This is a genomic window from Sulfuriroseicoccus oceanibius (genome assembly GCF_010681825.2).
GTDB classification, from domain to species: Bacteria; Verrucomicrobiota; Verrucomicrobiia; order Verrucomicrobiales; family SLCJ01; genus Sulfuriroseicoccus; species Sulfuriroseicoccus oceanibius.
Genome location: NZ_CP066776.1, coordinates 2,848,060 through 2,873,704, shown reverse-complemented (window position 1 = coordinate 2,873,704; position 25,645 = coordinate 2,848,060). Strand labels below are relative to the sequence as shown.

The window sequence follows — 25,645 nt, the reverse complement described above, 5'->3', positions numbered from 1 at the left end:
CGGGAGTTCGGCCGTGCTCGTTAGAGCGCGGCTGTTTGTCTTTCTAGACAGAGGTACCCAGTGCGCCGCGCGCTGATGGTGCGATGGTAATTTTTTGACACATTTATCTTCACGTGGCTGGGCTGAGGCGGTTTGGTACTTCAGCACTGGACGCGAACTTATTTCGGAAACTCATCAATATGGCAAAATCAACATTGATAACGACGATTGATATCGGATCTCAAACCGTGGCAGGGGCTCGCTTTCAGGCGGATCCTTCCGGTGGGGTGATTCTTCAAGGGCATGCATTTGAGGCGATGGACGGGGATACCACTTTGGACTCCGCCAAGATCTCCCAAACCGCGCTCGCTTTGGATGGCGTGACCCAACAGTTGGGTGTCTCCAAGGGAGAAGGCTGCCGCTATTCGATCTCGGGGCAGTCGGTCTTCACTCGCTTTGTGAAGATTCCGGCGGTCAGCGAGGACAAGATTGACGAGATGGTGCGCTTTGAGGCGCAGCAGCACGTTCCGTTCCCGATTGACGAGGTTGCCTGGGATTACCAGGTGTTTGGTGAGACTGCTGACGGTGACCTGGAAGTCGGTTTGTTTGCAATCAAGCTTGATCAGTTGAACTCCCTCAACGGGGTGGTGGAAGATGCCAAGCTTGTTGTCAATGGCGTCGGAGTTGATGCGATGGCGCTTTACAATGCGTATCGTTATAACTATCCGGACGTCGATGAGCCGGTTTTGTTGGTCGATATCGGTTCCCGCAGTACCAATCTTCTGTATATCGAGGGTGGTAGTTTGTTTGCCCGTACGATCGCAGTGGGCGGCGCTTCGGTGACCAGTGCGATTGCAAAGGATCTTGGTGTGACCTTCCAGGTTGCTGAACAGCAAAAGATCCAGGATGGATATGTGGCGCTTGGCGGTGCCTATGAGGAGAATCCGGATCCTCGGATCGACGCGATCTCCAAGATCGTGCGCACAACGATGACGCGCCTTCATTCTGAGATTGTTCGTACCAACAACTTCTACCGTACCCAGCAGGGCGGTACCGTGCCAAAGCGCGTGCTTCTGGCGGGAGGGGGAGCATCCCTTCCTTACACTATCGAATTCCTTCACGATAAGTTGGGCGCGCAGGTTGAATACTTTAATGCCATGCGCAACGTGGCTGTGGGTCCTCAGGTCGATGCGGCGGCTGTTTCAGCTGTGGGTCATCGGATGGGCGAGCTTGTGGGTCTTGCTCTTGGTCAGGCAGGCGGTGTGCCTGTGGATGTAGACTTGGTGCCGGCGACTGTGGCTGCACGGCGTGAGATTGCCGCACGGAAGCCGTTTCTTACGACAGCGGCAGTGTGTGTGCTTGCGGCACTGGGAGCTGGGGCTGTTTACCAGCAGATGGCAGCCTCCAAGCTCGAAGACAAAGCGGGTGAGTTCTCTGCAGTGGGTAAGGTTGTGGATGGTAACAAGCGAGATCTGTCGGTGCTTGATGACCAGATTTCCGAGATCGATGTGAACCGAGGTCCGGTGATGCGCATTTTCGAGATGCGTGATCGTTGGGTAGGTATCATTGATGAACTTAACCGTCAGTTTGCGAGCGATATTATTTGGGTGACCGATCTTGAGCCTCTGGCCGGAGGCACTGGAGTGCGTGACTTCGGAGCGCTGAAAGAGCGCACCGCTGTGGGTGAAGAGCTCGAGTTCGATGAGGAAGATGGTGGGAAGCCGCGACCTGATGTGGTGACTGAGATCCGCATCAAGGGATTCTGGCGCAATGCTCCGGCGGGGCAGAACCAGATTAATCAGATTTACGACCGTTTGCGCGAATCGAAGACGGGGCCGCTCGTGTTGGCTGAAGTTCCGCCACAAGAGAAGGCAAAGCGCTTGAAGGTGAGTAGCCGCAACGATGACGATTACGCCTGGGCGTTTGAGATGACCTTGCCTCTTGCCGAGCCGATCTTGCTTCGCTAATGCCAAGTTAGGAAATCCTGAATCAAAGACTCATGCGGATGTGATCCGCGAAGAATTTATACGAAATGAATTGGATTAAGAATAATCAGTACCTGGCAGGTTTGATCGGTACCGTGGTTGTGGGTGCCGGTGTGTTTGGCTACCTGACCATCGACGGCAAAGGCCGCGCCGATGACGCTCGTGATGAGATTGAGAAGTCGCTTCGAGCTCTGAAAGGCGCTGCGGCGCGCGAAGAAGTTCCCGTCAAGGAAGTTGTGGCAGCAAAGGAGGCGGCGGTTGCTCAATTGGAGACCGATGCTCAGGCGATGCTACGGAAGGCGGTTGAGCGCTATTCGTTCAAAGGAGAAGTTGGTTCGCCCGATACCTTTGGTCAGCGAGTCGAGGCGCGTTATCAAGAGCTGCGCAACCGTTGGCAGAACCGCAAGATTACCGTTCCTGATGGGTTCTTCCTTGGGTTCGAAACCTATCGTGACCGTATTCAGGCCAACCCATCGGCGGTCGCAGAGTTGGATCATCAGCTGGAAGCTGTTACGTGGCTTCTGGATAAGGTGGTAGCCAATGGAATGTCTGAGCTGGTTCGCTTTGAGCGCCAAGAGGTGGCGGGAGAAGTCGCGGCTTCTGCATCTGATGACGACGATGATTACGGTGACGAAGTGGAGTCGCCTGTGAATACCTACCAAATTGTCATCGCTGTGCGCGGTCCTGAGGGCAAGGTTCAGAGCTTGTTGAATGATCTGGTGAAGGCCGAGGACCATCTCTTTGGAGTGCGTTATGTCAACTTGCGTAACAGCAATCCAACGGCCCCTGCCAAGGAAGAGGTTGAAGCAAGGATTCAGTCGTCGGAGGTTGTTGATTCATCTCCTGCTGGGGGTGGAATGAGCGATTTTGGAAGCTTCAGTGAGTTCGGTGGATTCGAAGAAGATTCTGGAATGACAGACGCTGAGCGTCGCGCTGCGCGTCTTGCTGGTGGCGGTGAAGAAGCTGCTGCCGAGGAGCCTGCTGCTGAGGAGGAGGTGCTTGATGCCAGTGCGGCTGCCGAGTTGGCTAGTCTCGTCGAAGAGAAGGGGGGGCGGGATGCCGTGGTGTTCCTTGGTGCGGAAGAGGTGATTCTCACTGCGGTTTTGGACTTTACCGTGTTTAAGCCGCTCGCGGGAGATGACGCAGATCAGAACTAAGCTTTACTCGTTCAACACGTTCACAAATTACACAGCCTCGAATATGCGGGGATCCGGCGAATAGCCGGTAGCTGCAACTATTAGATTATGAAGAAAGCCGTACGCAAAGAAGACCCAATCATGTTGATCGCCGCCGGGGTTGTGGCGCTTGGCGTGGGTGGTTGGGTGATTAGCAGTGCACTCTCATTCAGTGATGAAGTCGACGAATACAAACTTCCGGATGTGACCGCGAAGATTGGTGGGCAGACTCCAGAGCAGGTGATGGTCGAGCAGACCGTTGATGCTACCAAGAAGATTGCCGGATCTGTTTCGTTTGACTCCTGGAAGAACTATGAAGCTGCCGGACGTCCGCGCGGATTCATGGTTTCTACTCCGTTGGTGCTTAAGAAAGACGGGGGGGAGAGTGTGATCGTTGATCTTGATAAGAACGATCCGCTGTTGCGTCCTCCAATGACCAATGAGTACCTGATGAAGTATCGTTTGGAGAAGGAGTACGAGAATGTGGGTAATCTTGACCCGGATGGTGACCATTTCACAAACGAAGAGGAGTTTCTCTTCGGTAAAGCGATGGGTACCTCGTTCGATCCGACTGATCCAGAGAGCCATCCGCCGTACTACTACAAGCTCGTGTTTGATCGCATGCTGAATGATCCGTATCCGATCATGTTCAGTTCGATCGGAGCGAATGACTGGCAGCTCAAGCATCCGGACCGTACCAACCGTCGCACTGGCCAGTGGAACGAGTATCTCAACCAGGATGGTCTGAAGAAGAAGATTCCAAGCAACAAGCGAAAGGAAGAGGCTGGACGTTTCTCGCTTGATTCGGTCGAACAGGGGGCAACTCCAACTGCGATCGTCGTTGACCACTCTCGTCCGGAGGGGCATCCAAAGCGTACGCAGCGGATCCCTGACCGTGAAACGGTGGACTTCGGAGATGTCTCCGGATTGTTTGGATTTGTCGCTTCACCGGACCAGCCGGTGAAGTTGGAGCTGCTGCAGAACTCCGGTGATCTGCCGGAATTGCTCAGTGGTTACACACTGCGATTGGTGAAGGTTACCGACGGGGTGGCAACCGTCGAAATCAAAGAGAAGGCCACTGGCAAGCTCATCACCATGGAGTATCCGAAAGGGGCTGCTCTAAAACCTCAACAAAATTGATCTTTTGCCTTGATTGACAACTGACCCTGATGCTTTTCTACCCCGTCCATCCCCCCCAGAAGCTGGGAGTGTAGGCGATTAGTTCACCACTATGAGAAACACAAACAATTTAAAGACAAGCTATTGGAAGCTGGCTGCTGTTGCGGCGACTGCTGCAGCGCTAACGCCGCTTTCGATGCCAAGCGCCCTGGCGGGCTCGACCGGGTACACCGGTGGAGCTGGCTATGGATCGGCCGGTTATTCATCCGGACTTAGCAGCACTGCTCAACGCGAGTTGATTCGTCGTCAGGAGATGACGTTGAAGGCGCGTGAGATTGCTGTGGAAGGCGATGAGAAACTTGCAGCTGACGACTTCGAAGGCGCGTTGCAGGATTTCCGTGAAGCCCGTGATCTGATTCCACGCGGCAATGTGACTGCCGATCTTCATGAGTCGGTGACATCCCGTTATGTCCGTGCCTCGTTGTTGCTTGCCAAGCAGCGCGCTGGCGAAGGGCGTTACACCGAAGCTCGTCAGTTGATTGACGATGTGCTGCTTCCAACCGTTGATCCAGGCAACAAGCGTGCGCTCCGTATGCGTGAGCTTCTGGAGGATGAAGAGCGCTTCCCGTTGGTGAGCACCGGTGGTGACGATTACAATGAGCTTCAGCAGCGAGCAGCTGAAGTGACCCGTCTTCTCAAGCTTGGTGAAAGCTATTTCCTTCTCGACGATTACGACAATGCCGAGAAGATGTTCGATCAGGTGCTTCGCATCGACAAGTACAACAAAGCGGCTCAGCGCTTCCACGAGAAGATCGAGCGTTTCAAGATCGAATACTACAGTGTCGCCCGTACCCGTACCCGTGCAGAGATGCTGGCGGAAGTGGACAGCGAGTGGGAGATCAAGCCTGCATTGATCGATGTGCCGAAACTCGGTGGATCTGAAGATGACGGTGGACAGACAGATGGACGCCTTGCCATTCAGCGCAAGTTGGACCGCCTGATCATTCCTAGCGTTCAGTTCGAAGATCAGACACTGCGTGAAGTGGTGCAGTTCCTTCGCAACAAGAGCCGTGAGATCGACACCGATCCGAATCCGGCAAACCGTGGCGTGTCGATCGTGATCGACTCGCGCAGCAGCTTGGCTGAAGGTGGTCGCCCGGACGACCTTTTGATCTCGGAGATTAACCTCCGCAACCTGCCGCTTGGTGAAGTGCTTCGCTATGTAGCCGACTTGACCGACATGCGTGTGAAGGTTGAAGAGTACGCGGTCGTGTTGGCTCCTAACGATTCTGTCGACAAGAACGTTTACACCCGCAGCTTTGATGTCCCACCAACCTTCATTCCTACCGATGGCGGTGGCGGTGCGGCTGATTTCAACGATGATCCATTTGCTACTGGCGGTGGCGGCGGTGGCGCCGCGGTTGCTGCCCGCATGACTGCACAAGAGTACCTTGAGAGCCGTGGTGTCCCATTCGGTGAGAATGGTCGTGCCAGCTACGATCCAGGTAACTCGGTGCTGACCGTGACTGGTACACCTCAGGCCATGGAGTTGGTTGAGGTGATCGTCGACGAGGCGAAGAACAAGGCGCCTAAGATGGTGAACGTCCGCGTTAAGTTCGTGGAAGTGACCCAGCGCAATGGTTACGAGCTCGGTTTCGACTGGTTGCTTGGACCTCTTACCGTTGACTCCCAGAAGGGTGTGGTCGTGACCGGTGGTACCGCCGGTAACGGAACCGCAGTCAACCCAGGCGATTGGCCGGTGGTCGACCCAACCTCGGGTATCATTCCGCAGCCTCTCGGCAGCAACCCAGTGACAGCTGGTAACCGTTCCGGTGATTTTGGTATCACACGCGGTGCAATTGATTCGATTCTCAACTCCTCGATCTCCGAGGCACAAGGTGAGAACGTGGCACCTGGCGTGCTTGGCATCGCAGGTATCCTGACCGAGCCTCAGTTCCAGGTGGTGATGCGTGCGCTCAACCAGAAGAAGGGCGTTGACCTTCTCTCCGCTCCGCAGGTGACCACCCGCCCGGGTACACCGGCTCGAGTCGAGGTGATTCGAGAATTCATCTACCCAACCGAGTACGATCCACCAGAGCTTCCAAACGCAGTCGGCGCCAACAACATCGATGGTGGTGGCGGTGACGGTGGTGGTGGTGACGGAGTCGCTACCGTGACCTCGTTCCCTGTGACACCTGCGACACCAACCGCGTTCGAAACGCGTAACACTGGTGTGACTCTTGAGGTGGATCCAACCGTTGGAGCGAACAACTTCACCATCGATCTGAACCTCGCTCCAGAGGTGGTCGAGTTCGACGGCTTCATCAACTACGGTAACCCGATCACGACTCCTGCGATCGACGCACTTGGTCGTCCGACCAGTGTGACCATCACCGACAACCGCATCGACATGCCTGTGTTCTCGACTCGCCGAGTCAAGACCCAGGTGACCGTGTGGGACGGTCAGACCGTTGCGCTTGGTGGTTTGATCCGCGAAGACGTTCAGGACATCGAGGACTCGGTGCCTATCCTTGGCGACATCCCAATCGTGGGGCGTTTGTTTAAGACCAAGGCAGAGGAGCGCTTCAAGCGTAACCTGATGGTCTTCGTGACAGCTCGCCTGATCGACCCTGCTGGTAAGAACCTCAACGAGTACAGCACCGACGTGAGCGGTGAGACCTCGGTGTCCGGCGGTCCGAGCAGCGATCTGTTCTGATCGACCTGATTGTTGATTCTTATAAGGCGGTCACCGTTATCCGGTGGCCGCCTTTTTTTGTTCGTTGGTGCGAGGCTGATTTGTGTTTGTTGGTGTTGCGCGAGGGGGGGATTTATGGTGCGATCTGCTGCGTATTTGATCCGCGAACAAGTTAATGGATAGACGTAATTCCCCTGAGGTTTTGGTGGTCACCGGAGGTATAGCCTGTGGCAAGTCGAGTTTCTGTGATGAGTGGCAGGCGCTCTATTCTGGTAGTTCGTTGTTCTGCGCGGACGAGGCGGTGCACGAGGTGTACCGGGACCCTGATGTGGTCGGCCGGTTGGTTGACGTGCTGGGCTGCCCTGTGGCTGACGATGGAAGTGTCGATCGTGCGGGGTTGCGGGAACTGGTGATGGGTGATCCGGAAAAGCGGCGGGTGCTTGAGGGGATTGTGCACCCTATGGTGCGCGCTGCTGCGTTGAAGGCATATCGTCAGGCGGCCGATGACGGTTCCCGGTGGTTCCTTGCGGATGTGCCATTGTACTTTGAGGGCGAGGGGCGATTCGTCGTCGATGCGGGGATTCTTGAACAAGCCCCGAAGGCAGTGGTAGTGGGCGTTGGGACGGCGACGCAGATGCGTAGGATGAAGGAAAGAAACGGATTCGACAACGAGACATCACGCGCTATATTGGCCGCGCAGATGCCTGTGGCTGAGAAGCTCAAGCTTGCTTCATTCGTGGTTTGGAATGAGGGGACTTTGGATGCTTTGCGCAGCCAGGTGGTTCTGCTTCACAAGCGATTGGCCAACGCACCGGTAGACGATCATTCGGAAGCCGGTGACTGATTCGGGATCCAAGGTTGGTCGTAGCGACGAGTTGGTGAGGGTTTCCACGAGGTGACTGCTTGCGGCTATGATTTTAATTTAAGGCCCCACGAGTTGATGTGCGCAATGCGCAGGTTGGCTTCCTTCAGAGCAAGGCGGCAGGGGCAGACTATTTTTACGTTCAATAAGACATGACAGAGATCGATTCCTCTACTCCAGAGAATGACGACGCAGCTGCCAAGCCGGCAGAGCCAACGGAGAACAAAGCGGTGCCAGCTGCTCCTCAAGAGGAGGAAGTGAATGTGCCTGAGTTGGTGGTTTTGGCTGAAATGCAGAAGCGCCCGTTGCCGGAGTTGTATGAGCTTGGTAACGAATTGCGCGTCCGTGTGAGTTCGCGCACCAAGCACCAGATCATTTTTGATGTGCTGTGCTTTTACTCCAAGCGGGGGACGGTGATTGAAGCGGAGGGTGTGATTGAACTGAAGAACGAGAACTCGTTCGGAATGTTGCGTACACCATCTTCGAGCTTCCGCGCCCAGCCTGATGATATCTACGTACCAGCGCAGACCGTGCGTGAGTTTGGCTTGCGCCATGGGCAGCAGGTGAAAGTGCAGGCCCGTGCGCCGCGCGACCGTGAGAAATATCTTTCCGCGAGCCGCGTGCTCGAGGTGGAAGGACTGCCGGCTGAAGATTACCAGGCAGCGACTCCATTCGAACACCTGACAGCAATGTATCCGGACCGACGGATCATTCTCGAAAACTCAGAGCTTAAGAATGCGGCATGTCGCGCCGTTGACTTGATTGCTCCGCTCGGCATGGGGCAGCGTGGTGTTATTGTGGCGCCACCCCGGGGAGGTAAGACCATTTTGCTCAAGAGCATCGCCTCGGCGATTCATGCCAACCACCCCGATGTGGAGTTGGTGATCTTGTTGCTCGACGAGCGGCCTGAAGAGGTGACCGATTTCCGCGAGACTGTGAATGCCTCGGTGTTCAGTTCTACCTTCGACGAAAATCCGAAGCGTCACATTGAGGTGGCGGAGTTCGTGCTCGAGCGCGCCAAGCGTTTGGTTGAGCGCGGCAAGGACGTGGTGATTCTTCTCGATAGTTTGACGCGTCTTGCGCGTGGATACAACGCGTTGGCCAGTGGCGGCGGTGGATCGATGTCGGGTGGATTGAACTCAAAGGCATTGCAGAAGGCGCGTACATTCTTCAACTCGGCGCGCAACGCCGAAGAGGGAGGCAGTTTGACTATTCTAGCCACTGCGTTGGTCGAGACTGAATCGAAGATGGACGATATCATTTTCGAGGAGTTCAAAGGCACGGGTAACATGGAGATCCGCTTGGATCGGGAGATGGCCGAGCGACGTTTGTTCCCTGCGATTCACTTCGCGCAGTCGGCTACGCGTAAGGATGATTTGTTGTACCATCCGGACGAGATGCGCAGGATCAACGTGGCGCGTCGCCAGTTGGCGCAGCTCCCTGCTCCCGATGCGATGCAGGTGTTGCTTAAGAATATCGCCCGCACGCAGAACAACACCGAGCTATTGCTCACGGGACTGCAATTGCGCTAGGCCTCAAGTTTGCCCGAGGATATAGATTATTTACCGTACGACGAGTTACATGACTGATCAGCAAGTGCCCGGATCGCCCGTTGGGGGAGATCGCCCACCTCTGGAAGCAGAGTACCTTTGGATTGATTCAGCCGAAGCGCTGGAGTCGTTTGCAGCGTCGCTTCCCGCGCCTGGTGGGTTGATCGGGATGGATCTCGAAGCCGACAACATGCACTGCTATCAAGAGAAGCTGTGTTTGTTGCAAGTTGATGGCGGTGAAGGCGCGGTTGGTTTGATTGACCCGTTGGTGATCGATGATTTGTCACCTTTGACCAAGCGGCTGTTTGATCCGGCGGGGGAGATCTGGATGCATGGCGCTGACTTCGATATTTCGTTGATGAGCGCAGCGTTCGGAGAGGTGCCTCCGATGATCTGGGACACGCAGATTGCGGCGCAGCTTTGTGGTTTTCGTCGCTTCGGTCTCGCTGCTGTTACCGAAGAGATTCTGGGGTTCACGATGTCCAAGGGTTCTCAGAAGGAGGATTGGAGCAAACGCCCGTTGACTCAGAAGATGCTCGATTATGCGGCCTTGGATGCTCGTTTGATGTTTCCATTGTCGGAGTTTTTCAAGAAGCGTCTGGTTGAGTTGGGGCGTTGGGATTGGTTTGAGGAGAGTTGTGTGGCGGCGCGTGAGAATGTGCTCAACCGTGCACCGCGCGATCCTGATACTGTTTGGCGGGTGAATGGTTGGGGCAAAGTGCCGAAGGGGCGAGCCCAAGCCTACCTGCGCGAGCTGTGGCATTGGCGCGACCGTGAGGCGGAGCGCCGTGACCGGCCGCACTTCAAGGTGGTGAACAACCGCGACTTGGTGCAGTTGGCGACCAAGCTTGGGTCTAGTTCGAAGCCAAGCCGCAAAGATTTGCGCTGGCGCTTGTCGAAAAAGGCGTTGGCTGAGTTTGGCGACGTGGTGGAAAAGGTGGAGGCGATGGCTGCCTCTGATTATCCACAGCGTCCGGCTGTGCAGCGTCTGGCCAAGGACGATGCGTTTGACGACCGGGTGAATGCACTGATTGCCAAGCGCAATGCGGTTGCTGCCGAGCATGATTTGGAGCCGTCGTTGATTGCACCGCGCAAGACGATTGAGCTGTTGGCGTTGCATTCGGATCCGATTGCCGCGTTTGATCCGGCGAATGAGAGTCCGGGGCGTCCGCGGCCGATGATGCTGAACTGGCAGCGTCAGTTGTTGGGCCTGATTTAGAGCCTGTGCTATTGGTCGAGCTTGCGGTAGAGCGTTGCCAGGCTGATGCCGAGCACGCTGGCCGCTTGCTCTTTGTTGCCGTTGGTGTGCTCGAGGGTCGCGCGGATGAAGCGGCGCTCCAGATCTTTGACGAATGGCCCGAGTGGTTCGCCGACGGGAAGTTTGATGCCGTCCTCGGATGGCTTTTTGCTCAACGATAGAGCGGCGCTACCATCGCGGAGTTTCGGTGGAAGCTCTTTCTCGGTAATCAGTTCACCTCCACCGAGAGCGAAGGCGCGCTGAATGGAGTTTTTGAGCTCACTGACATTTCCAGGCCACGGGTACTCTTGAAGTAGCTTGAGGGCGGTGGGAGAAAGTTTCGACGGTCCTCCTTTAATGGTGGTGTGGAGTTCCTGTAGGAAGAAGTTGGAGAGAGGGGCGATGTCGCTGCGTCGTTCGCGCAGGGGCGGCACCGAGAGGGGAATCACAGCGACTTTGAAGAAAAGATCCGGGCGGAAGGTTTCCTCCCTTACCATGGTTTCGAGGCGTTGTTCAGATGTGGAGATCAACTGGGTGCCGGTGCGTGCCGGGCGGTGGGCCTCAAGTGAGTTCTGTAACAATGACTGGAGACGCGGCGAGAGGGTGTCGATCTCATCGAGGAGTAAGGTGCCGCCTGCTGCGCGCTCCAGGATGCTGCGGCCACCGGCGAGCTCTTGTTCGATCAAGGAATCGGGAAGCGCACCACACGGAAGAACCTTGAATGGCCGGGCTTCTTTGTGACGGTGGCTGTGGAGGATTTTAGCAAGTGTGCGTTTGCCGACACCGGATTCGCCTTCGAGTAGCAGCGGTGTGGGGCGCATCGACAGCCGGTCGATGAGCTTTTCAATGCGCCGCATGACCTCGCTCTCGGCGACGATCTTCGCGTTGCTGACCGAGAGTGAGCTGCAAGAGACGACCGATGATAACCCACGACCTTCGGTGCTGGCGGCGGCGGAGTTGATGGTTTGCCCGAGTTCGTCCAGTTGGAAAGGTTTCGTCAGGTAGTCGAACGCGCCGAGGCGCATCGCATCGACGGCGGACTCGATCGAGCCATTGCCGGTGGCCATGATCACAGCCAAGTCCGGGTAGGCTTTTTTCGCTTTTTCGATCAGCTCCAGCCCGGTGATGTCCTTCATTCGAAAATCGACAATCATGACCTGTGGCTGGAACTCTTCCAGCAGGGACAGCGCCGCTTCACCGGTTTCCGCGGTCACGGAATCGTGGCCTTGGTCTTTGGTGTATTGGTAGAGTTCCTCGCGGACGCTGCGGTCACCATCAACGATCAGGATTTTCGCCATAACGAGTATCTAAGCCTTTATTCGCAATTGTGACAACCTTTGATTCGCAGTTTTGTGGTGGGCAAGTCGTTGTAACTCAGCGGGTACTATGGTTTTTATAAGGCCGTTGAGGCGGGCTGTCAGAGGGCGGTGAAATCGGGGGGAGATCACAAAAAAAACGATCCCGCGGGTAGCGGGATCGTTTGTGTCGCGCCAACGAGAGGCGCGGAGGAATCGGATGGCTGTGGGTATTAGCCCTTTTTGATGCGGGCGATGAAGTGGCGGCTGACCAACCAGCGGACGCCAAACATGTCCATGGTGGCGCGCCAGGCGCGGTTGCCGAAGCCGTATTTGGAGACACCGTACTGACGTGGACGGTGGTTGACTGCGACTTCATCGACTTTGTAGCCTGCGCCTTTGATCAGAGCTGGGATGAAGCGGTGCATGCCGGTGAAAGGAATGAGCGCATCGCGGCATTCGGACTTCATGCATTTGAGCGAGCATCCGGTGTCGCGCACGCCGTCGCCGGTGAAGCGGCTACGAACGAAGTTGGCGATGCGGCTTTGGATGCGCTTGAAGGTGGTGTCCTTGCGTTTGGCGCGGTATCCGCACATGAGGTCGACGCCGGATTTGCACTTTTCGAGGAGCATCGGGAGATCCTTTGGATCGTTTTGGAGGTCTCCGTCGATGAGAGCGATGTATTCACCGTGGGCCTCGCGGATGCCGATGAACATGGCGGCGGACTGGCCGGTGTTCTTCTCTAATTCGATAAGGCGGGTGTGGTCGTTGCGGACGACGTTCTCGACGGTTTTGTCCTTGGATCCGTCGTCTACGAGAACGAGTTCGAAATCAATGCCCTGGAGTGCGGTGGCGAGTTCTTCTTGAAGGATGGCGACGTTGTCTTCCTCATTGTAAAGCGGGACGACGACGGAGAGCTCGGGTGATGTCGATGCGTTGGTGGTCACTCGGTAGATGGGTAAAAGGTCAGGCGGGGAATGGGCTAGAGGCTGATGCCTTGGTAGTCATAGCAGACAAAGATCCGCACATCTCGTAGTTTCATGCCTAATCGGCGGATTTCAACCGTGCTCAACGGTTGGGTGTGACGGAATGCGCGACGGATCTCTTCCGGTGGGTTGCTGCGCGGGTGGGTGCTGATGAAGAGGGCGTTTTTTCCGAGGAATGGAGTGTATCCAGGTTCACCTTCGGTAGCACCTGCGATCGAGTCGTAGCGGGGCCAGAACGAGAATTGATTGAGGATGATGGACGACTGCGGGATGAAGACCTTCGGGTGGGCCTCCGTTGGGCGGATCAGGTTGAGGTCGTCTGGAAGGTGGTGATGGAGGCTGGCTGCGCTTTGATAGCGGTCGCAGATGAGGAAGATGCCGTCGCCGAGATTGTCCTGGGATTTGCGGATGACGTCCTCCACGGCATCGGCGGTCGATTGCCAGCCGGTGAGGCGGGTGGTGGGGTCGAGAGAGTACGGCCACTGGACGCCCATTTTTCGCAGTACGTCGAGGTTGAGCGAGAGAGCGGTCAGGAGGATCGAGAGGGTAATGGCGGTGGCCCGGACGATGCCTTTGGTTCGGTTCGACCAGCGTGCGAGCTGGAAATAGTGGATCATCAAAACGCCGAGCGAGAGCATGCCCGGAGCGGTCCAGTTGGCTTCCCCTGCCTCTTTGAACGAGAGGATGAAATAGAGAATGATGATTGGTGCGGCGAAGAGAATGAGGAAGGTTTCGCCGAAGTCTTTGCCGACTCGCTTGATGCCGAGATAGAGGGCTGCGAGCAGACCGAGGAAGATGACCGGTGAGTAGACCCCGGCATGCATTCCGAGGTAGCTGAAGAACTCACCTGGATTGACTCCGGTTTCTTCATCGAGTTGGCCGCGTTCGATGAGGTGGGTGACGGTGATCCACTGGTTTTGGGCGTTCCAAATGATCACCGGGAGCGTGCAGACGAGGAACGTGGCGAGCAGCAGGTAGGGGCCGGGTTTGCGCCAATGTGGGCGCCAGCGACGGACGATTACCAGTAGCAGGATGATTGAGATGAGCTGCAGTGCGTTGGTATATTTGCACAGGAAGCCGAGGCCAATGAGCAGGCCGGTGAGTGGCCACCAAGTGAACGATGCGTTGGAGCGGTGGAGGGCTCGCCACAGTGCGAGCATTGCAGCGGTCCAAAAGAAGATCGAGAGTGGGTCGATGGTAAGGAGGATCGACCCAGCGTTGAAGATCGGGAGAATATTGAGCAGTACGACCGACCAGGCGGCGGTGTTGGTGTCGAAGATACTGCGGGCGAGGCGGAAGATGAGCAGGCTGGTGGCCAGTCCCAGTAGTGGCGAGAAGAAGCGGATGCCGAAGGCGCTGTCGCCGAGGATGAACGAGGACACGCCCATGGTAGCTGCGACTCCGGGGCCTTTACTGTAATAGGAGAGGGCTGGGTGCTCCGACCAGAGGTGGTAGTAGCTTTCGTCTTCCGTCAGCTCAATGGCTCCCGCCATGATCCAACGGCAGATCGTCAAGAGAATGAGGGCAATCAGGAGCCAGCGGTGCGTCTTCCACATGTTCGGGGAATGAACCCTTGTCCATGGGTGGTGTCAAAGGATTCTCCGGAGGATGGGATGAATTCAATTGACGTTCGATTCGTCTGCCGAACAACTTGTAATGATGAAGGTGCTGAATGATTGGATCAAAAACGGGGCGGTGATGGTGGTCGCGCTGGCGATGGCTGGTGTGGCGGTTGCCGCGGAGGCGGAACCCACAGCCGCGCAGATGCTGAAGTGGGTGCGGATCAACAGCAGCGGTCAGGAGATGGATACGACCGGGCACCTGAGGACCTCGGAGGGCAAGAAAGTGCCATTTGCTCTGCGCATGGACCGGGGGGCGATTTCGTTTTCCTTCACCCGCCCGAAGGAGACGCTGACTTTGGATTTGAGCGGTGGCAAGCAGGATGTGTTGGTGAAAGATGCGTCAGGCAAGGTGCGGAAGCTGACCTCGAAGAGTTATGGGCAGTCGATCCGCGGGACGGATGCGAACTTTGAAGATATCGCACTGCGTTTTTTGTTCTGGGAGAGCGCGAGTTTTGAGAAGGACCCCAAGAGCGGAAAACGGATCGTCGAAAGTGTGGCCACCCGCGATTGCTTCAAGATTCGTGCCAACAACCCGCGGCGTGAGGGCCCGTATGCGGCGGTCTTTGCCTGGGTGGATCGTGAAAGCGGTGCGTTGATGCGGGTGCAGGGCTACAATTGGCAGGGCAAATGTGTGAAGCAGTTCGAAGTGATCAGCGCGCGCAAGATGAAGAAGGGCTGGGTGCTCAAGGAGATGCGGATTGATCGCATTGACGCGGGGACCGGCAAGGTGGTGGCGCGGACGTGGCTGTATTTGGACAAGGCGCGGAAAAAGTCATCGCCGCTGTTTTGACGAGTGGGCCCAGCGGGGCTACCGATGTGGGAGCCATTGCCGGGCGGCGCCGAAGGGATTTGGTGGGCTGCCGGTGGATGTGAAGACTTACGATGTCTGACTAGCCATGAGTGAATCGAAATCTATCGACCCGCGAGATGCGTTGAGCCACGTTGAGATCCGGTGCTATTTTGTGCGCCACCGCAATGCCTTGTTGGTGCGCGGGGATTTTGGCGAGTTGTACATGGATTACTACCTGCATTGGATGCAGCATGGAATCCAATTGGAGACCGAGTGTGACGTAGTGCTCAAAGAGTCGCTGGCTGCGTTGACACTGCACATGGCATCGAAGCCGTACGACGAGACCGCTGCGTGGACGATCAACTTCGTCGACCCGCGGATGAATGTTTTTGTCACCGGCAATAACGGCGAGGGCAGTGTGACGGGGCGGGTTTGGACGCATGATTTGCAGGCCATGCACAAGGGGCTGTTCATCGCGGAGGCTCAGAAATTGACCTCCGGGGAATCGCGCCGCAGTACGGTGGAGATCAAGCGGGATGGAGCGCGTCCATTTGACGCTGCCCAGGACTTCTACCAGCAAAGTGAGCAGCGCATGGCGCGGTTCTTTGCTTATGGTCCCGAGGACTTTGTGTTGATCACCGCTCAGCCAGACTGTGATATCGAGTGGTTGGCGGAACTGACAGAGGACGACATCCGTGAGCTGGATAAGAAAGAGGAGCTGAGCCTGCTTGAGACACGCAAGTATGTCTTTGACTGCGGATGTTCTGCGGAACGGATTATCTCGCGTTTCGCCGGATTGCAGGAGGCAGACCGCAAAGAGATCTTTGGCGATGATGCGTCGATCCGAATCAATTGCCCACGCTGTGCGGCCAAGATCGATGTGACCCGCGAGCAGTTCGACCGCATCCTCGACGGCCCCGACAACGCGTAGTTCGATTTATGATGTCTGACACCCCACAGCCCAGCACAGACTCAGGCAACGAAGTCGTGCGGGGAAGCGCGGATGATTTTGCGTTTCTTCGCGTGCCGGGGTTGGGCTTTTGTGTCGGCCGTGGGCCATTCCGTGAGTTGGCCGATGAGCCTGGGGACGGAGTGGATGCGTTTTACGCCGGGGATTTCCAAATGACGGATCCTCGGCCGTGGAAGGTCCCCGCGAGTTTCTGGGTGGCGGACGATTTGACCGCGTTGGCCAAGCATATCGGTGAGACCTTGCCTGAGATCAGTTGGGACAGCCCAGGATTCCGTCAGTGGGAAGGTGTTTTCAGCAAGGTGAGCCGTGATCTGTCCGCCGGGCGCTACGAGAAGATTGTGCCGGCGGTGGTGGAGAGCGGCCGGGTGGTCAGTGGTGATCTGGATGCGCTGGTTCACCGCTTGCCCGAGTTGCCGGAAGAGTACTGGACCTACGGCTATCGTGTGGGATCACGTGGCTTGGTCGGTGCTACTCCGGAGCGTTTGTTTTCACTGACGGGCGATGAGTTGATCACAATGGCGCTGGCGGGAACCGCTCCGGTCGAGCGCCGGGCGCCATTTGTGAACGATCCCAAGCAGATCCGTGAGCATGAGATTGTCGTTCGCTATTTGATCGATGCGTTGGATCCGCTGGGCGAGGTGGTGCGTGAGAAACGTGAGGTGATGTCGCTGGGCTCGATCGTGCATTTTCGCTCGGCGCTGAAGGTGAAGCTCAGCGAGAGTCCGGGAGTGGACGCGTTGGTCCGCCGATTGCACCCGACTCCTGCGTTGGGTGTGTTACCGCGCAATGCGGAGAATTTAGAGCTGCTGGGCGAGATGCGTGACCGGCTGGGTGTGCCCAAGCGATTTGGTGCGCCGTTCGGGGTGCGCGTGGGCGGGAGCTTCCACGGGGTGGTGGGGATCCGTCACATTTGCTGGCGAGGTACGCATGCGCTGTTGCCTGCGGGCTGTGGGGTAATTGCCGAGAGCGAGTGCGAGAATGAATGGAAGGAACTGGCGATCAAGCGTGAGTCTGTGAAGCGCTTGTTTGGTATCTAGAGTTTCTTTCTGGTTAGGGGTGTTGGCCTTTTTTTGAATTACTAGTCGGGGTTTGAAAGAACATAGGCCGATCTGGTAGTTTTGCTTCTTTATGAAGCCACTTAACTTCTTTGCCCCGGTGCGTTGGGTTCGCGCTGCAATTCGCGCGACCGTTGGAGAAATCCACTACCGCCCACCGCGCTGGTTGGCGGGCACTGGTAAGGCAATCGCGGCTCATCCACGGCGGGCTTTTGGTGTGGTGGCCACTTTGGCGGTGCTTGGCACGGCAGGGTGGTATGGCTGGCAATGGTGGGAGGCGCACAAGCCGCAGCCGACGGTGCGTGTGGTGATGCGTGATGTGGAGGTTGAGATCGCACCGCCGGCGGTAGCTTCGGTAGACGCGAAGGGCAAGCTCAAGATGCACGAGGTGGTGGTGCGTTTCAGTGAGAGCTCGGCGCCGATCGATCAGGTGGGCAAGGAAGTGGCGGGTGGAGTGGCATTGGTACCTGCTCTTGACGGGGTGTGGCAGTGGAAGGATGACAAGACGCTGACGTTTTTGCCTGATGCCGAGTGGCCGGCCGGGCAGCAGTTCGAGCTGGCGTTTGCCGAGGGCTTTTTCCCGCCGGAAGTCCGGTTGGACTCCGAGTCATTGAAGTTTGCGACTCCAGCGCTCAACGTGGCGTTTGAGAACCAATCTTTCCATACCGATCCAAAAGACCCGACACGGCATGAGGTGCAAGCGACGTTGAAGAGCAACTACACGCTGGAATTGGATAAGCTCAAGAGCGCGCTCTCATTGGAGGTCTTGGGGGATTCAGATTTGTTCACCTACAAGGGCGTGCGTCCGACCACGCTGCTGAACGTCGTCGAGGATGAGGCATCGGCGGGCCGGACGTATTACTTGCGCAGTGCTCGGATCGCAATTCCGGACGAAGAGGACCACGTGAAGGTGAGTGTTTCGGGGGCGTTGATGGCCGCGAGTGGTGGGTCGGAATTGGGAGAGGCGGTTGCGGTCAAAGAGCGAGTGCCCGATCGCATGTCCGGATTTCATATCGCGCGATTGGACAGTAAAATCGTTCGGACTGCGGATGGTGTGCCGGAGCAGGTGTTGTTGGTCGAGACGACGGGCTATGTCGCGGGCGAGGCGCTTGATGGCAAAGTGCATTGTTGGGCGGTTCCGAAGGAGTGGGTGCGTCGCCACAAACGGCCAGGATCGGCAGAGGCACTGGAGAATGTTCCGGGCGGCTGGGAGCCGGTTGAGTTGGTTAGGCAGGAGGCAGCGGGTGCCAATGATGAGGGCATGAGCCAGGTGCATGCATTCACGTTCTTGCGTGAAGAGGGGGCGACTTTGTTTGTCCGTATTGATTCCGGCGTGGAGGCAATGGGGGGCTTCGAGTTGGCGAATGCCTATGGGACGTATGCGTCGTTGCCATCGTTTCCGAAGGAGGTCGTGATTTTGGGCGATGGTGGGTTGCTGGCGCTCAATGGCGAGCGCAAGCTTGGGCTGAAGACGCGTGGTCTCGATTATTTGCGGACGACCTTTGCGAGGATTCCGGAGGATCAGATCAACCATCTGGTCGCGGTGACCAGCGGCGACTTCGAGTCTCCACAGTTCAAAAATCACTGGGTTTTCAACGAGGAGAACATCGGGATCTATCAGCGCAAGGTGATGCCGATTGTCTCGCCCAATGATTATGAGGCGTCGTTCCCTTTATTGGATATGGGGGAGGCGATGCGTACGGTATCGGCGGGAGCGGAGGACTCACGCGGATTGTTTTTCGTAACCGCAGAAGGAGTGCGTCCTCGAGGTGATGAGCCAGGAGCGATGGAGGGTGATGGTACGATGACCGATTGGCTTCCTGAGTACGGTGACAGCTTCAAGAAGCGCTTTGTGTTGGTGACCGATTTGGGGATGCTGGTGAAGCGTGCAAGCGACGGCTCGCGTGCTGTGTTTGTCCAGAGCATCTCGAATGGGGTGCCTGTGGCCGGGGTGAGGGTGTCGGTGGTTGCTAAGAATGGATCAGAGGTGTTGGCGGCCAGGACGGATGAAAACGGATATGTTCACTTGGACTCGGTGGACCACCTGCGTGAGGAAAAAGAACCGACGGCGATTTTGGCGAAGTCGGGATCGGATGTGGCGTTCATTCCGTATCAACGTCCGGACCGTCTGATCGATTTCTCGCGCTTCGACATTGGTGGGGTGAATGCATCGGACAGCGAAAAGTTGGAGGCATTTGTGTTCTCCGAGCGTGGGATCTACCGCCCGGGGGATGAGTTGCACATTGGTGCGGTCGTGCGGCGGCGGGATTGGTCGGGGCGTTTGCAGGGGCTGCCGTTGATGCTCGATGTGCGGGATGCGCGGGGGAGTGTGGTCGGCTCTAGCGGGGCACCACTGGCAGCGGATGGATTTGTGGACTTTTCAGTGAAGCTCAATGAGGCGTCGCCGACGGGCAGCTATACTGCCACCCTCTATTATCTGGTGAACGGGCAGCACCGGCAGTACTTGGGAAGTCATCGCATCCGGGTGGAGGATTTCCAGCCGGACACGATGAAGCTCGATGTGGCAATTAGCGGAGTGGAGCGAGCGAATGGGTGGATCAAGCCGGAAGCGACCACTGCCCGTGTGCAGCTCAATACTCTGTTTGGGTTTCCAGCGGCGGATCGCAGAGTGAAGGCCAAGCTGGAGTTGAGCGCGGCGAGCTTTGAGTTTGATCAATATGCCGATTATGTCTTCCACAACCGGGCGCTTACGGCGGCGAAGAACCTGGCGGGCGATACGGTGAAGTTGGGCGAAAAGAAGACCGATGAGAATGGGCAGGCCGAGTTTGATCTGGGAATGGAGCGGTTTGAGAACGCGACCTTCAGGATGAATGTGTTTGTCGAGGGCTTTGAGGCGGGAGGCGGGCGCAGTGTCCGTGGTGCGACGTCGACTTTGGTTGCGCCATTTGATTATGTGGTCGGCTACAAGGCGGACGGGGCGTTGGATTATGTCGGGGCGGATAGCAAGCGAGTGATCCAGCTGCAGGCGGTGGACCAGAGTCTGGCTCCGGTTGCGTTGCACGACTTGGCTTGGCGTGTGGTTGAGACGCGGTTTGCTTCGGTGCTAACCAAGCAGCGCAATGGTAGCTACGCTTATGTCTCGACCAAGCGGGACAAGATCATTGCCGATGGGATGATGCATCTTGAGGCAGGTGGGCATGCGTTCGAGTTGCCGACTGATCAGGTGGGTGAGATGCGGCTCGAGTTGCTCGATGTGGATGGGAACGTTCTACTGGTTTGTCCGTACTCGGTTGCGGGTAAGGGGGAATCCGGGCGGAGTTTAGAACGGGATGCCGAGCTCGATGTGAAGCTGGCTGACAAGGAGTGTAATTCGGGTGATGAGCTCGAACTGTCGATCCGCGCGCCGTATGCTGGTTCGGGATTGATCACGATCGAGCGGGAGGGTGTTCTGGCGTTCAAGTGGTTCCGGATGGACACGACGTCGGCGGTGGAGACGATCACGGTTCCTGAGGGAGTGGTGGGAACGGCTTATGTATCGGTGAACTTTGTCCGTGCGTTGGATTCGCCTGAGGTGTTCATGAGTCCGTTGAGTTATGCGGTGCATCCGATCGAGGTGAATCTGGATCAGCGGCGGGTTGGTGTGGAACTGGATGTTCCCGAGGTGGTGAAGCCGGGGGCTGAGTTGAAGATTGGGTACACGGCTGAGCGCCAGGGCAGGGTTATTCTCTATGCTGTGGATGCGGGCATTCATCAGATCACCGATTATGAGATGCCGCGGCCGTTGACGCAGTTGATGGCCAAGCGCGCGCTTGAGGTGAGAACCTATCAGTTGCTGGATTTGATCCTTCCTGAGTTTTCGTTGATCCGGAATAGCAAAGCCTTTGGTGGCGGTGGGGCTCCGCCCAAGATTCACCTGAACCCGTTCAAGCGTCGACGCGAAGCGCCGGTGGTGTTCTGGTCGGGGATTGTCGATGCGGGGCCAGAGCGGCGTGAAGTCAGCTATCAGGTGCCGGACTATTTTTCCGGGAAGCTCAATGTGATGGCGGTGATGGTATGTGACTCTGCGTTGGGGCAGAACGAGGATGGCGTTTTGGTGAGAGGGCCCATGGTTCTGACGCCTAATGTGCCGTTGTTCGTGGCACCGGGCGACGAGTTCACCGCTAGTGTTACCGTGGCGAACAATCTGGAGCATGAGGGTGAGGACGAAATCGCGGTTACGCTTCAAGCCGATGAGCGGCTTGAGTTGGTTTCCGGTCCTGATGAGCCACTGGTGCTCAAGCAGGGGGAGGAAGGAACCGCGCGATTCAGGATGAAGGCGCTTGAGAACCTGGGTGGTGCCGAGTTGCGGTTTGCAGCCAGTGCCTCTGGTGAGGAGATGACCCGTGGCGCTACCTTGAGTGTTCGGCCGGCCTCACCGTTTATGACGCATATTCAGAGCGGGTATTTCCGTCTTGGGAGTCATGATGTGGATGTCGAGCGTGAGTTGTTCCCGCAGTTCCGCAAGACGGAAGCTAGCGCTTCGCCGCTGCCGTTGGGGTTGGCGCGTGGTTTGGAGTCCTATCTCAACGTGTACCCGCACGGGTGCAGCGAGCAGATCACGAGTCGGGCATTCGGGCGCCTGTTGCTGGCGGATTATCCGGAGTTTGGATTTGATCGGGCGAAGACAGTGGAAGCCGTGCAGGGAACGCTGTCGATGTTGTCTGTGCGGCAACACAGCAATGGAGCGTTTGGTTATTGGACGAGCCGGGGCACTGGAGCTGCAGCCGATGACTTCCTCTCGGTGTATGTCATGTCGTTTTTGGTCAATGCGAAAGAGCGCGGATATCCGGTGCCGTCGCGGATGTGGGATTTGATGTGCAGCCGGATGCGCGAGATCGCTGCCGTGGCACCCGACAACATGGATCAGGCGATGAACCAGTCTGCCGCGATCTATTATCTGATCCGAGGGATGCATCGCTCCTCGGCGAATCGCTTGGTCAACTTGAGAGACACCTTGGAGCAGCACTTCACCGGGCTGTGGGAAGAGGATCTGACGGCGATGTATGTGGCCGCCAGCTACAAGCTGCTCAAACAAGATGACGAGGCAGTGCGCTTGATGCGCCGCTACTCCGAAGGGCTGGCAAAGGAGAAGCCGGTGGACCCTGCGTACCGATTGGATTACTACCACGATGACGAGGCACGGAAGGCGCTCGGGTTCGCTTTGATATGTCGCCATTTCCCTGAGGTCGCCAAGCGCTTCGGCTACGACGACTTGAAGCCGATCGTCAAACCGATCGAGGAGGGGCGGATCAATACATTGCGCTCGTCGGCACTGATTCAGGCGTTGGAGGCGTACTCCGCGGTTGCGGGAGAATCGGGCGCGATGACGGCAATCCTTGAGAAAACCTCAGGCGGCGAACTCAACGCCCTGGTGCCAATGGCTCCAGGCTACAGCGTGGCTTCGTTTGACCCGACGAGTTCACAGGTGCGGTTCGAGTTGGACAAGGGAGAATCAAAGCTGGGTGCGTTCTATCAGGTGATCGAAGCCGGATTCGACATAGGTGTTCCCGACGCGGTGGTGCGGGATGGGCTTGAGGTGGCGCGTGAGTTGGTCGATGCCGATGGTAACCCGGTCACCCAGTTGCGTGTGGGGGATCCGGTGACGGTTCGGATCGCGGTGCGTAACATCTCGCCGCGTGTGCTCGATTATCTGGCCGTACTGGACCTGCTGCCTGGCGGATTCGAGGTGGAAGCCAATGCATTGAAGCCCGGGGCGGGAACGGTTCCAGGAGCGGATTTTGTGGACGTACGGGAAGACCGAAATGTGTTCTTCCTCGGGCTCGGCAAGGGCGACCTGCGTACGTTCAGCTATCGGATCAAACCGGTGGCGGCCGGCACGTTCGTGATACCTCCGATCTTTGCTGAAAGCATGTACGATCCCGGGATCAAGGGACGCAGCGGTGGAGGCACGATCGAAGTGCTGCCGGCGGAAGAGGAATAATCCCAGTCAATTCAGCGATGCCCCAACGTCGATCATCCGCTTCCCCCGATGCCAGAACCGGTTCCGCCAGGTGCCGGCGTGGGTGGGTGCGTCGCTGGTTGAAACGTATCGGGGGGCTCAGTGTGATCGTCCTGATTGCTTCTGCCGTCGGGTATTGGCTGTTGCCTGAGGATACGCTTTATCCGCAGGGGCTGACGTTTTCGCCTGTGCTGGAAGACCGCAATGGAGAGGTGATCCATATTGCTCTGGCGGCTGATGGTCGATATCGCGTGCGTTGTGGGGTGGAGGAGATCAGTGAAGAATTGGTGGAGGCGACGTTGTTCCACGAGGACAGGCAATTTCGCGATCATCCCGGAGTGAACCCGGTGTCGCTCATGCGGGCGACGTGGGGAGTGATCAGCGGTCAGCGGTTGGGCGGAGGGTCGACCGTCACGATGCAGCTGGCCCGCATGCGTTATGGAATCGAGACCACTTCGGTTAGCGGTAAATTGCATCAGATGGTGCGGGCATTGCAGATGGAGCGGCATCACAGCAAAGACGAAATCCTTGAAGCGTATTTCAATCTGGCTCCTTATGGAGGGAATGTGGAAGGCGTGGCAGCTGCCTCGTTGATCTGGTGTGGTGTGGATCCTGGGGAGCTGAACGAGCGCGATGCGGTGGCGTTGTCCGTGATCCCGCAGAGCCCGTCGCGACGGTGTCCGAGTGCGTTGCGAGACAACGAACAGTTGGCGGCGGCGCAGTATCGGCTGCGGCAGCGGTTGGCTGCGGAGGACGGTCGGCGTGTCGACCCATTGGACGAGCATTATGTGTTGCGGCCGTCGGGCGGTGTGGTGCGCGAGGTCCCGCATTTGGCGCGGCGTTTGTTATCGGGGCGCTGCGGCAGGGTGCGCTCCACGGTGGATGTGAACTTTCAGCGCACGTTGGAGGCGGCGATTAATGGTTATATCGAGCGGCACCGCGATGTCGGCATCACGAATGCGTGTGCGTTGTTGGTGCATGCTCCAAGCCGCGAAGTCAGGGCGTATGTGGGGTCGGCGGATTTTGGCAATGATGGGATTGCGGGTCAGGTCGATGGCGTGATGGCGCGGCGTTCACCGGGATCGGCGTTGAAGCCGTTTGTGTATGGGCTGGCGGTGGAGCGTGGGTTGATTCATCCGGCGACGTTGTTGAGGGACGCCCGGCGGAGTTTTGGTGAGTACAACCCGGAGAACTTCGACCGTGGGTTTGTCGGTCCGGTGGCTGCAGCGGACGCGCTGTATCACAGTCGTAACATACCGGCGGTAAGTTTGGCGGCGCAGTTGGGGGAGGAAACCTTCTATCATTTTCTGCGTCGGGCGGGAGTCGCGCTGCCGGAGGATGCCGAACATTACGGGCTGTCGCTGCCGCTCGGTGGAGGCGAGGTCACAATGGAGGAACTGGGGGCGCTCTACGCAATGCTGGCGACCGATGGTGTGGCACGGGCGTTGGTTCTCCAGCAGGACGGTGCTAGCAGTAGCGGCAATGATGAGGTGGTGATGTGGTCGCCCCAAGCCGGCTTTCTCACCCGGCAGATGCTCAAGGCGCGGGACTACGATGTGTTGGCGGACAACCCGGAGGTGCGCTGGAAGACAGGCACGTCCCATGGATTCCGTGATGCATGGTCGGCCGGAATTTTCGGGGACTATGTGCTGATAGTGTGGATTGGTAACTTCGATGGTTCCGGCAACCCAGCGTTTGTGGCGCGTGAGTCGTCCGCCCCGTTGATGTTCGATGCGCTGGCGAGGTTGAACTTGCCGGCGGCGTCCGATCCAGTGCCCGAGGGGGTGAAGAGGATCCCGATGTGCGCGGTTTCCGGGCAGCTGCCGACCCCGCATTGTCCGAGTCACCAGGACGAATGGTTCATCCCTGGGGTGTCATCGATTGCGCCATGCGGCGTGCATCGGGAGGTCTTGATCGACTTGGAGAGCGGCTTGCGTGTGGCTTACGACGACGGCAAGCGTGAGCTGGCTCGGGAAGTGTATGAGTTCTGGCCCGCTGACTTGTTGGGCCTGTTTCGGGCGGCTGGATTGCCGCGCCGGACGCCACCGCCGTTTGAGCCGTCCGCAGCGGCAATGGCGACGGCCGACAGCGCTGCTTCTCCGGTGATCTTGTCGCCCCAGCCGGCGTACGTTTACACGCTGCGGTTGTCGGATCCGGAGCGTTCGCGGATCCCGTTGCGAGTGGATGCGGCACCCGACAGCTCCACCGTGTACTGGTTTGTCGGAGGATCGTTTATCGGCTCGAGTCCAGTGGGTGAGCCGATGCTGTGGCAGGCGCATGCCGGCGAGTGGAGTGTCCACGCCATAGACGACCGGGGTCGCTCCGCCTCCACGGTATTTTCTGTCGAGGTGGTGGAGTAGCGGGCT

Annotated in this window: 15 protein-coding genes; 12 read left to right on the top strand and 3 right to left on the bottom strand. The window is 57.5% G+C overall.

Annotation, left to right across the window (positions count from 1 at the left end; genetic code table 11):
- Nucleotides 1–179: 179 nt before the first annotated feature.
- The 7 genes from mul2B (at nt 180) to G3M56_RS11530 (ending at nt 10,584) form a co-directional block, all read left to right on the top strand.
- Nucleotides 180–1,946 carry an Amuc_1101 family PilM-like pilus complex protein gene (gene mul2B / locus G3M56_RS11560; RefSeq protein WP_164363682.1) on the top strand — a complete coding sequence of 589 codons (1,767 nt, stop codon included), beginning with the start codon at nt 180–182 and terminating at the stop codon, nt 1,944–1,946.
- 65 nt (nt 1,947–2,011) lie between these two features.
- The gene (locus G3M56_RS11555; RefSeq protein WP_164363679.1) at nt 2,012–3,121 is read left to right on the top strand and encodes an Amuc_1100 family pilus-like protein; all 1,110 of its coding nucleotides are present in this window, start codon (nt 2,012–2,014) and stop codon (nt 3,119–3,121) included.
- Between the two features lie 87 nt (nt 3,122–3,208).
- Nucleotides 3,209–4,279 carry an Amuc_1099 family pilus-like system protein gene (locus G3M56_RS11550; protein WP_164363677.1) on the top strand — a complete coding sequence of 357 codons (1,071 nt, stop codon included), beginning with the start codon at nt 3,209–3,211 and terminating at the stop codon, nt 4,277–4,279.
- 91 nt (nt 4,280–4,370) lie between these two features.
- On the top strand, nt 4,371–6,974 hold the full coding sequence (locus G3M56_RS11545) for an Amuc_1098 family type IV pilus outer membrane protein (RefSeq protein WP_164363675.1): 2,604 nt from the start codon (nt 4,371–4,373) through the stop codon (nt 6,972–6,974).
- A gap of 154 nt (nt 6,975–7,128) precedes the next feature.
- On the top strand, nt 7,129–7,797 hold the full coding sequence (coaE, locus tag G3M56_RS11540) for a dephospho-CoA kinase (protein WP_164363673.1): 669 nt from the start codon (nt 7,129–7,131) through the stop codon (nt 7,795–7,797).
- Nucleotides 7,798–7,967: 170 nt separating this feature from the next.
- A complete protein-coding gene (rho, locus tag G3M56_RS11535; RefSeq protein WP_235203419.1) occupies nt 7,968–9,347 on the top strand; it encodes a transcription termination factor Rho in 1,380 nt (459 codons plus the stop codon).
- A gap of 49 nt (nt 9,348–9,396) precedes the next feature.
- The gene (locus G3M56_RS11530) at nt 9,397–10,584 is read left to right on the top strand and encodes a ribonuclease D (protein WP_164363671.1); all 1,188 of its coding nucleotides are present in this window, start codon (nt 9,397–9,399) and stop codon (nt 10,582–10,584) included.
- Between the two features lie 8 nt (nt 10,585–10,592).
- On the opposite strand, the gene G3M56_RS11525 is transcribed toward G3M56_RS11530, so the two are convergent.
- From G3M56_RS11525 to G3M56_RS11515, 3 genes are all read right to left on the bottom strand, one after another.
- Nucleotides 10,593–11,900, bottom strand: coding sequence for a sigma-54-dependent transcriptional regulator (locus tag G3M56_RS11525; protein ID WP_164363669.1), 1,308 nt, complete (start codon nt 11,898–11,900; stop codon nt 10,593–10,595).
- Between the two features lie 230 nt (nt 11,901–12,130).
- The gene (locus tag G3M56_RS11520) at nt 12,131–12,844 is read right to left on the bottom strand and encodes a glycosyltransferase family 2 protein (RefSeq protein WP_164363667.1); all 714 of its coding nucleotides are present in this window, start codon (nt 12,842–12,844) and stop codon (nt 12,131–12,133) included.
- 35 nt (nt 12,845–12,879) lie between these two features.
- Nucleotides 12,880–14,439: a glycosyltransferase family 39 protein gene (locus G3M56_RS11515; RefSeq protein ID WP_164363666.1), complete on the bottom strand. Its 1,560-nt coding sequence runs from the start codon at nt 14,437–14,439 to the stop codon at nt 12,880–12,882.
- Nucleotides 14,440–14,539: 100 nt separating this feature from the next.
- Here G3M56_RS11515 and G3M56_RS11510 point away from each other — a divergent pair, with 100 nt between their 5' ends.
- The 5 genes from G3M56_RS11510 (at nt 14,540) to pbpC (ending at nt 25,639) form a co-directional block, all read left to right on the top strand.
- Nucleotides 14,540–15,295 (top strand): outer membrane lipoprotein-sorting protein, encoded by a 756-nt coding sequence (locus tag G3M56_RS11510; RefSeq protein ID WP_164363665.1) that lies wholly within the window; start codon nt 14,540–14,542, stop codon nt 15,293–15,295.
- Nucleotides 15,296–15,401: 106 nt separating this feature from the next.
- Nucleotides 15,402–16,226 (top strand): Hsp33 family molecular chaperone HslO, encoded by an 825-nt coding sequence (locus tag G3M56_RS11505; protein WP_164363663.1) that lies wholly within the window; start codon nt 15,402–15,404, stop codon nt 16,224–16,226.
- Between the two features lie 8 nt (nt 16,227–16,234).
- Nucleotides 16,235–17,302 (top strand): chorismate-binding protein, encoded by a 1,068-nt coding sequence (locus G3M56_RS11500; RefSeq protein ID WP_235203418.1) that lies wholly within the window; start codon nt 16,235–16,237, stop codon nt 17,300–17,302.
- Between the two features lie 91 nt (nt 17,303–17,393).
- Nucleotides 17,394–23,261 (top strand): alpha-2-macroglobulin family protein, encoded by a 5,868-nt coding sequence (locus G3M56_RS11495; RefSeq protein WP_164363660.1) that lies wholly within the window; start codon nt 17,394–17,396, stop codon nt 23,259–23,261.
- A 98-nt stretch (nt 23,262–23,359) separates the two neighbouring features.
- On the top strand, nt 23,360–25,639 hold the full coding sequence (pbpC, locus tag G3M56_RS11490) for a penicillin-binding protein 1C (RefSeq protein WP_235203417.1): 2,280 nt from the start codon (nt 23,360–23,362) through the stop codon (nt 25,637–25,639).
- The last annotated feature ends 6 nt before the right edge of the window (nt 25,640–25,645 follow it).

Coding starts and splice junctions, on each gene's coding strand:
- mul2B (WP_164363682.1), top strand. CDS start 180: ATGGCAAAATCAACATTGATAACGACGATTGATATCGGATCTCAAACC.
- G3M56_RS11555 (WP_164363679.1), top strand. CDS start 2,012: ATGAATTGGATTAAGAATAATCAGTACCTGGCAGGTTTGATCGGTACC.
- G3M56_RS11550 (WP_164363677.1), top strand. CDS start 3,209: ATGAAGAAAGCCGTACGCAAAGAAGACCCAATCATGTTGATCGCCGCC.
- G3M56_RS11545 (WP_164363675.1), top strand. CDS start 4,371: ATGAGAAACACAAACAATTTAAAGACAAGCTATTGGAAGCTGGCTGCT.
- coaE (WP_164363673.1), top strand. CDS start 7,129: ATGGATAGACGTAATTCCCCTGAGGTTTTGGTGGTCACCGGAGGTATA.
- rho (WP_235203419.1), top strand. CDS start 7,968: ATGACAGAGATCGATTCCTCTACTCCAGAGAATGACGACGCAGCTGCC.
- G3M56_RS11530 (WP_164363671.1), top strand. CDS start 9,397: ATGACTGATCAGCAAGTGCCCGGATCGCCCGTTGGGGGAGATCGCCCA.
- G3M56_RS11525 (WP_164363669.1), bottom strand. CDS start 11,900: ATGGCGAAAATCCTGATCGTTGATGGTGACCGCAGCGTCCGCGAGGAA.
- G3M56_RS11515 (WP_164363666.1), bottom strand. CDS start 14,439: ATGTGGAAGACGCACCGCTGGCTCCTGATTGCCCTCATTCTCTTGACG.
- G3M56_RS11510 (WP_164363665.1), top strand. CDS start 14,540: ATGATGAAGGTGCTGAATGATTGGATCAAAAACGGGGCGGTGATGGTG.
- G3M56_RS11505 (WP_164363663.1), top strand. CDS start 15,402: ATGAGTGAATCGAAATCTATCGACCCGCGAGATGCGTTGAGCCACGTT.
- G3M56_RS11500 (WP_235203418.1), top strand. CDS start 16,235: ATGATGTCTGACACCCCACAGCCCAGCACAGACTCAGGCAACGAAGTC.
- G3M56_RS11495 (WP_164363660.1), top strand. CDS start 17,394: ATGAAGCCACTTAACTTCTTTGCCCCGGTGCGTTGGGTTCGCGCTGCA.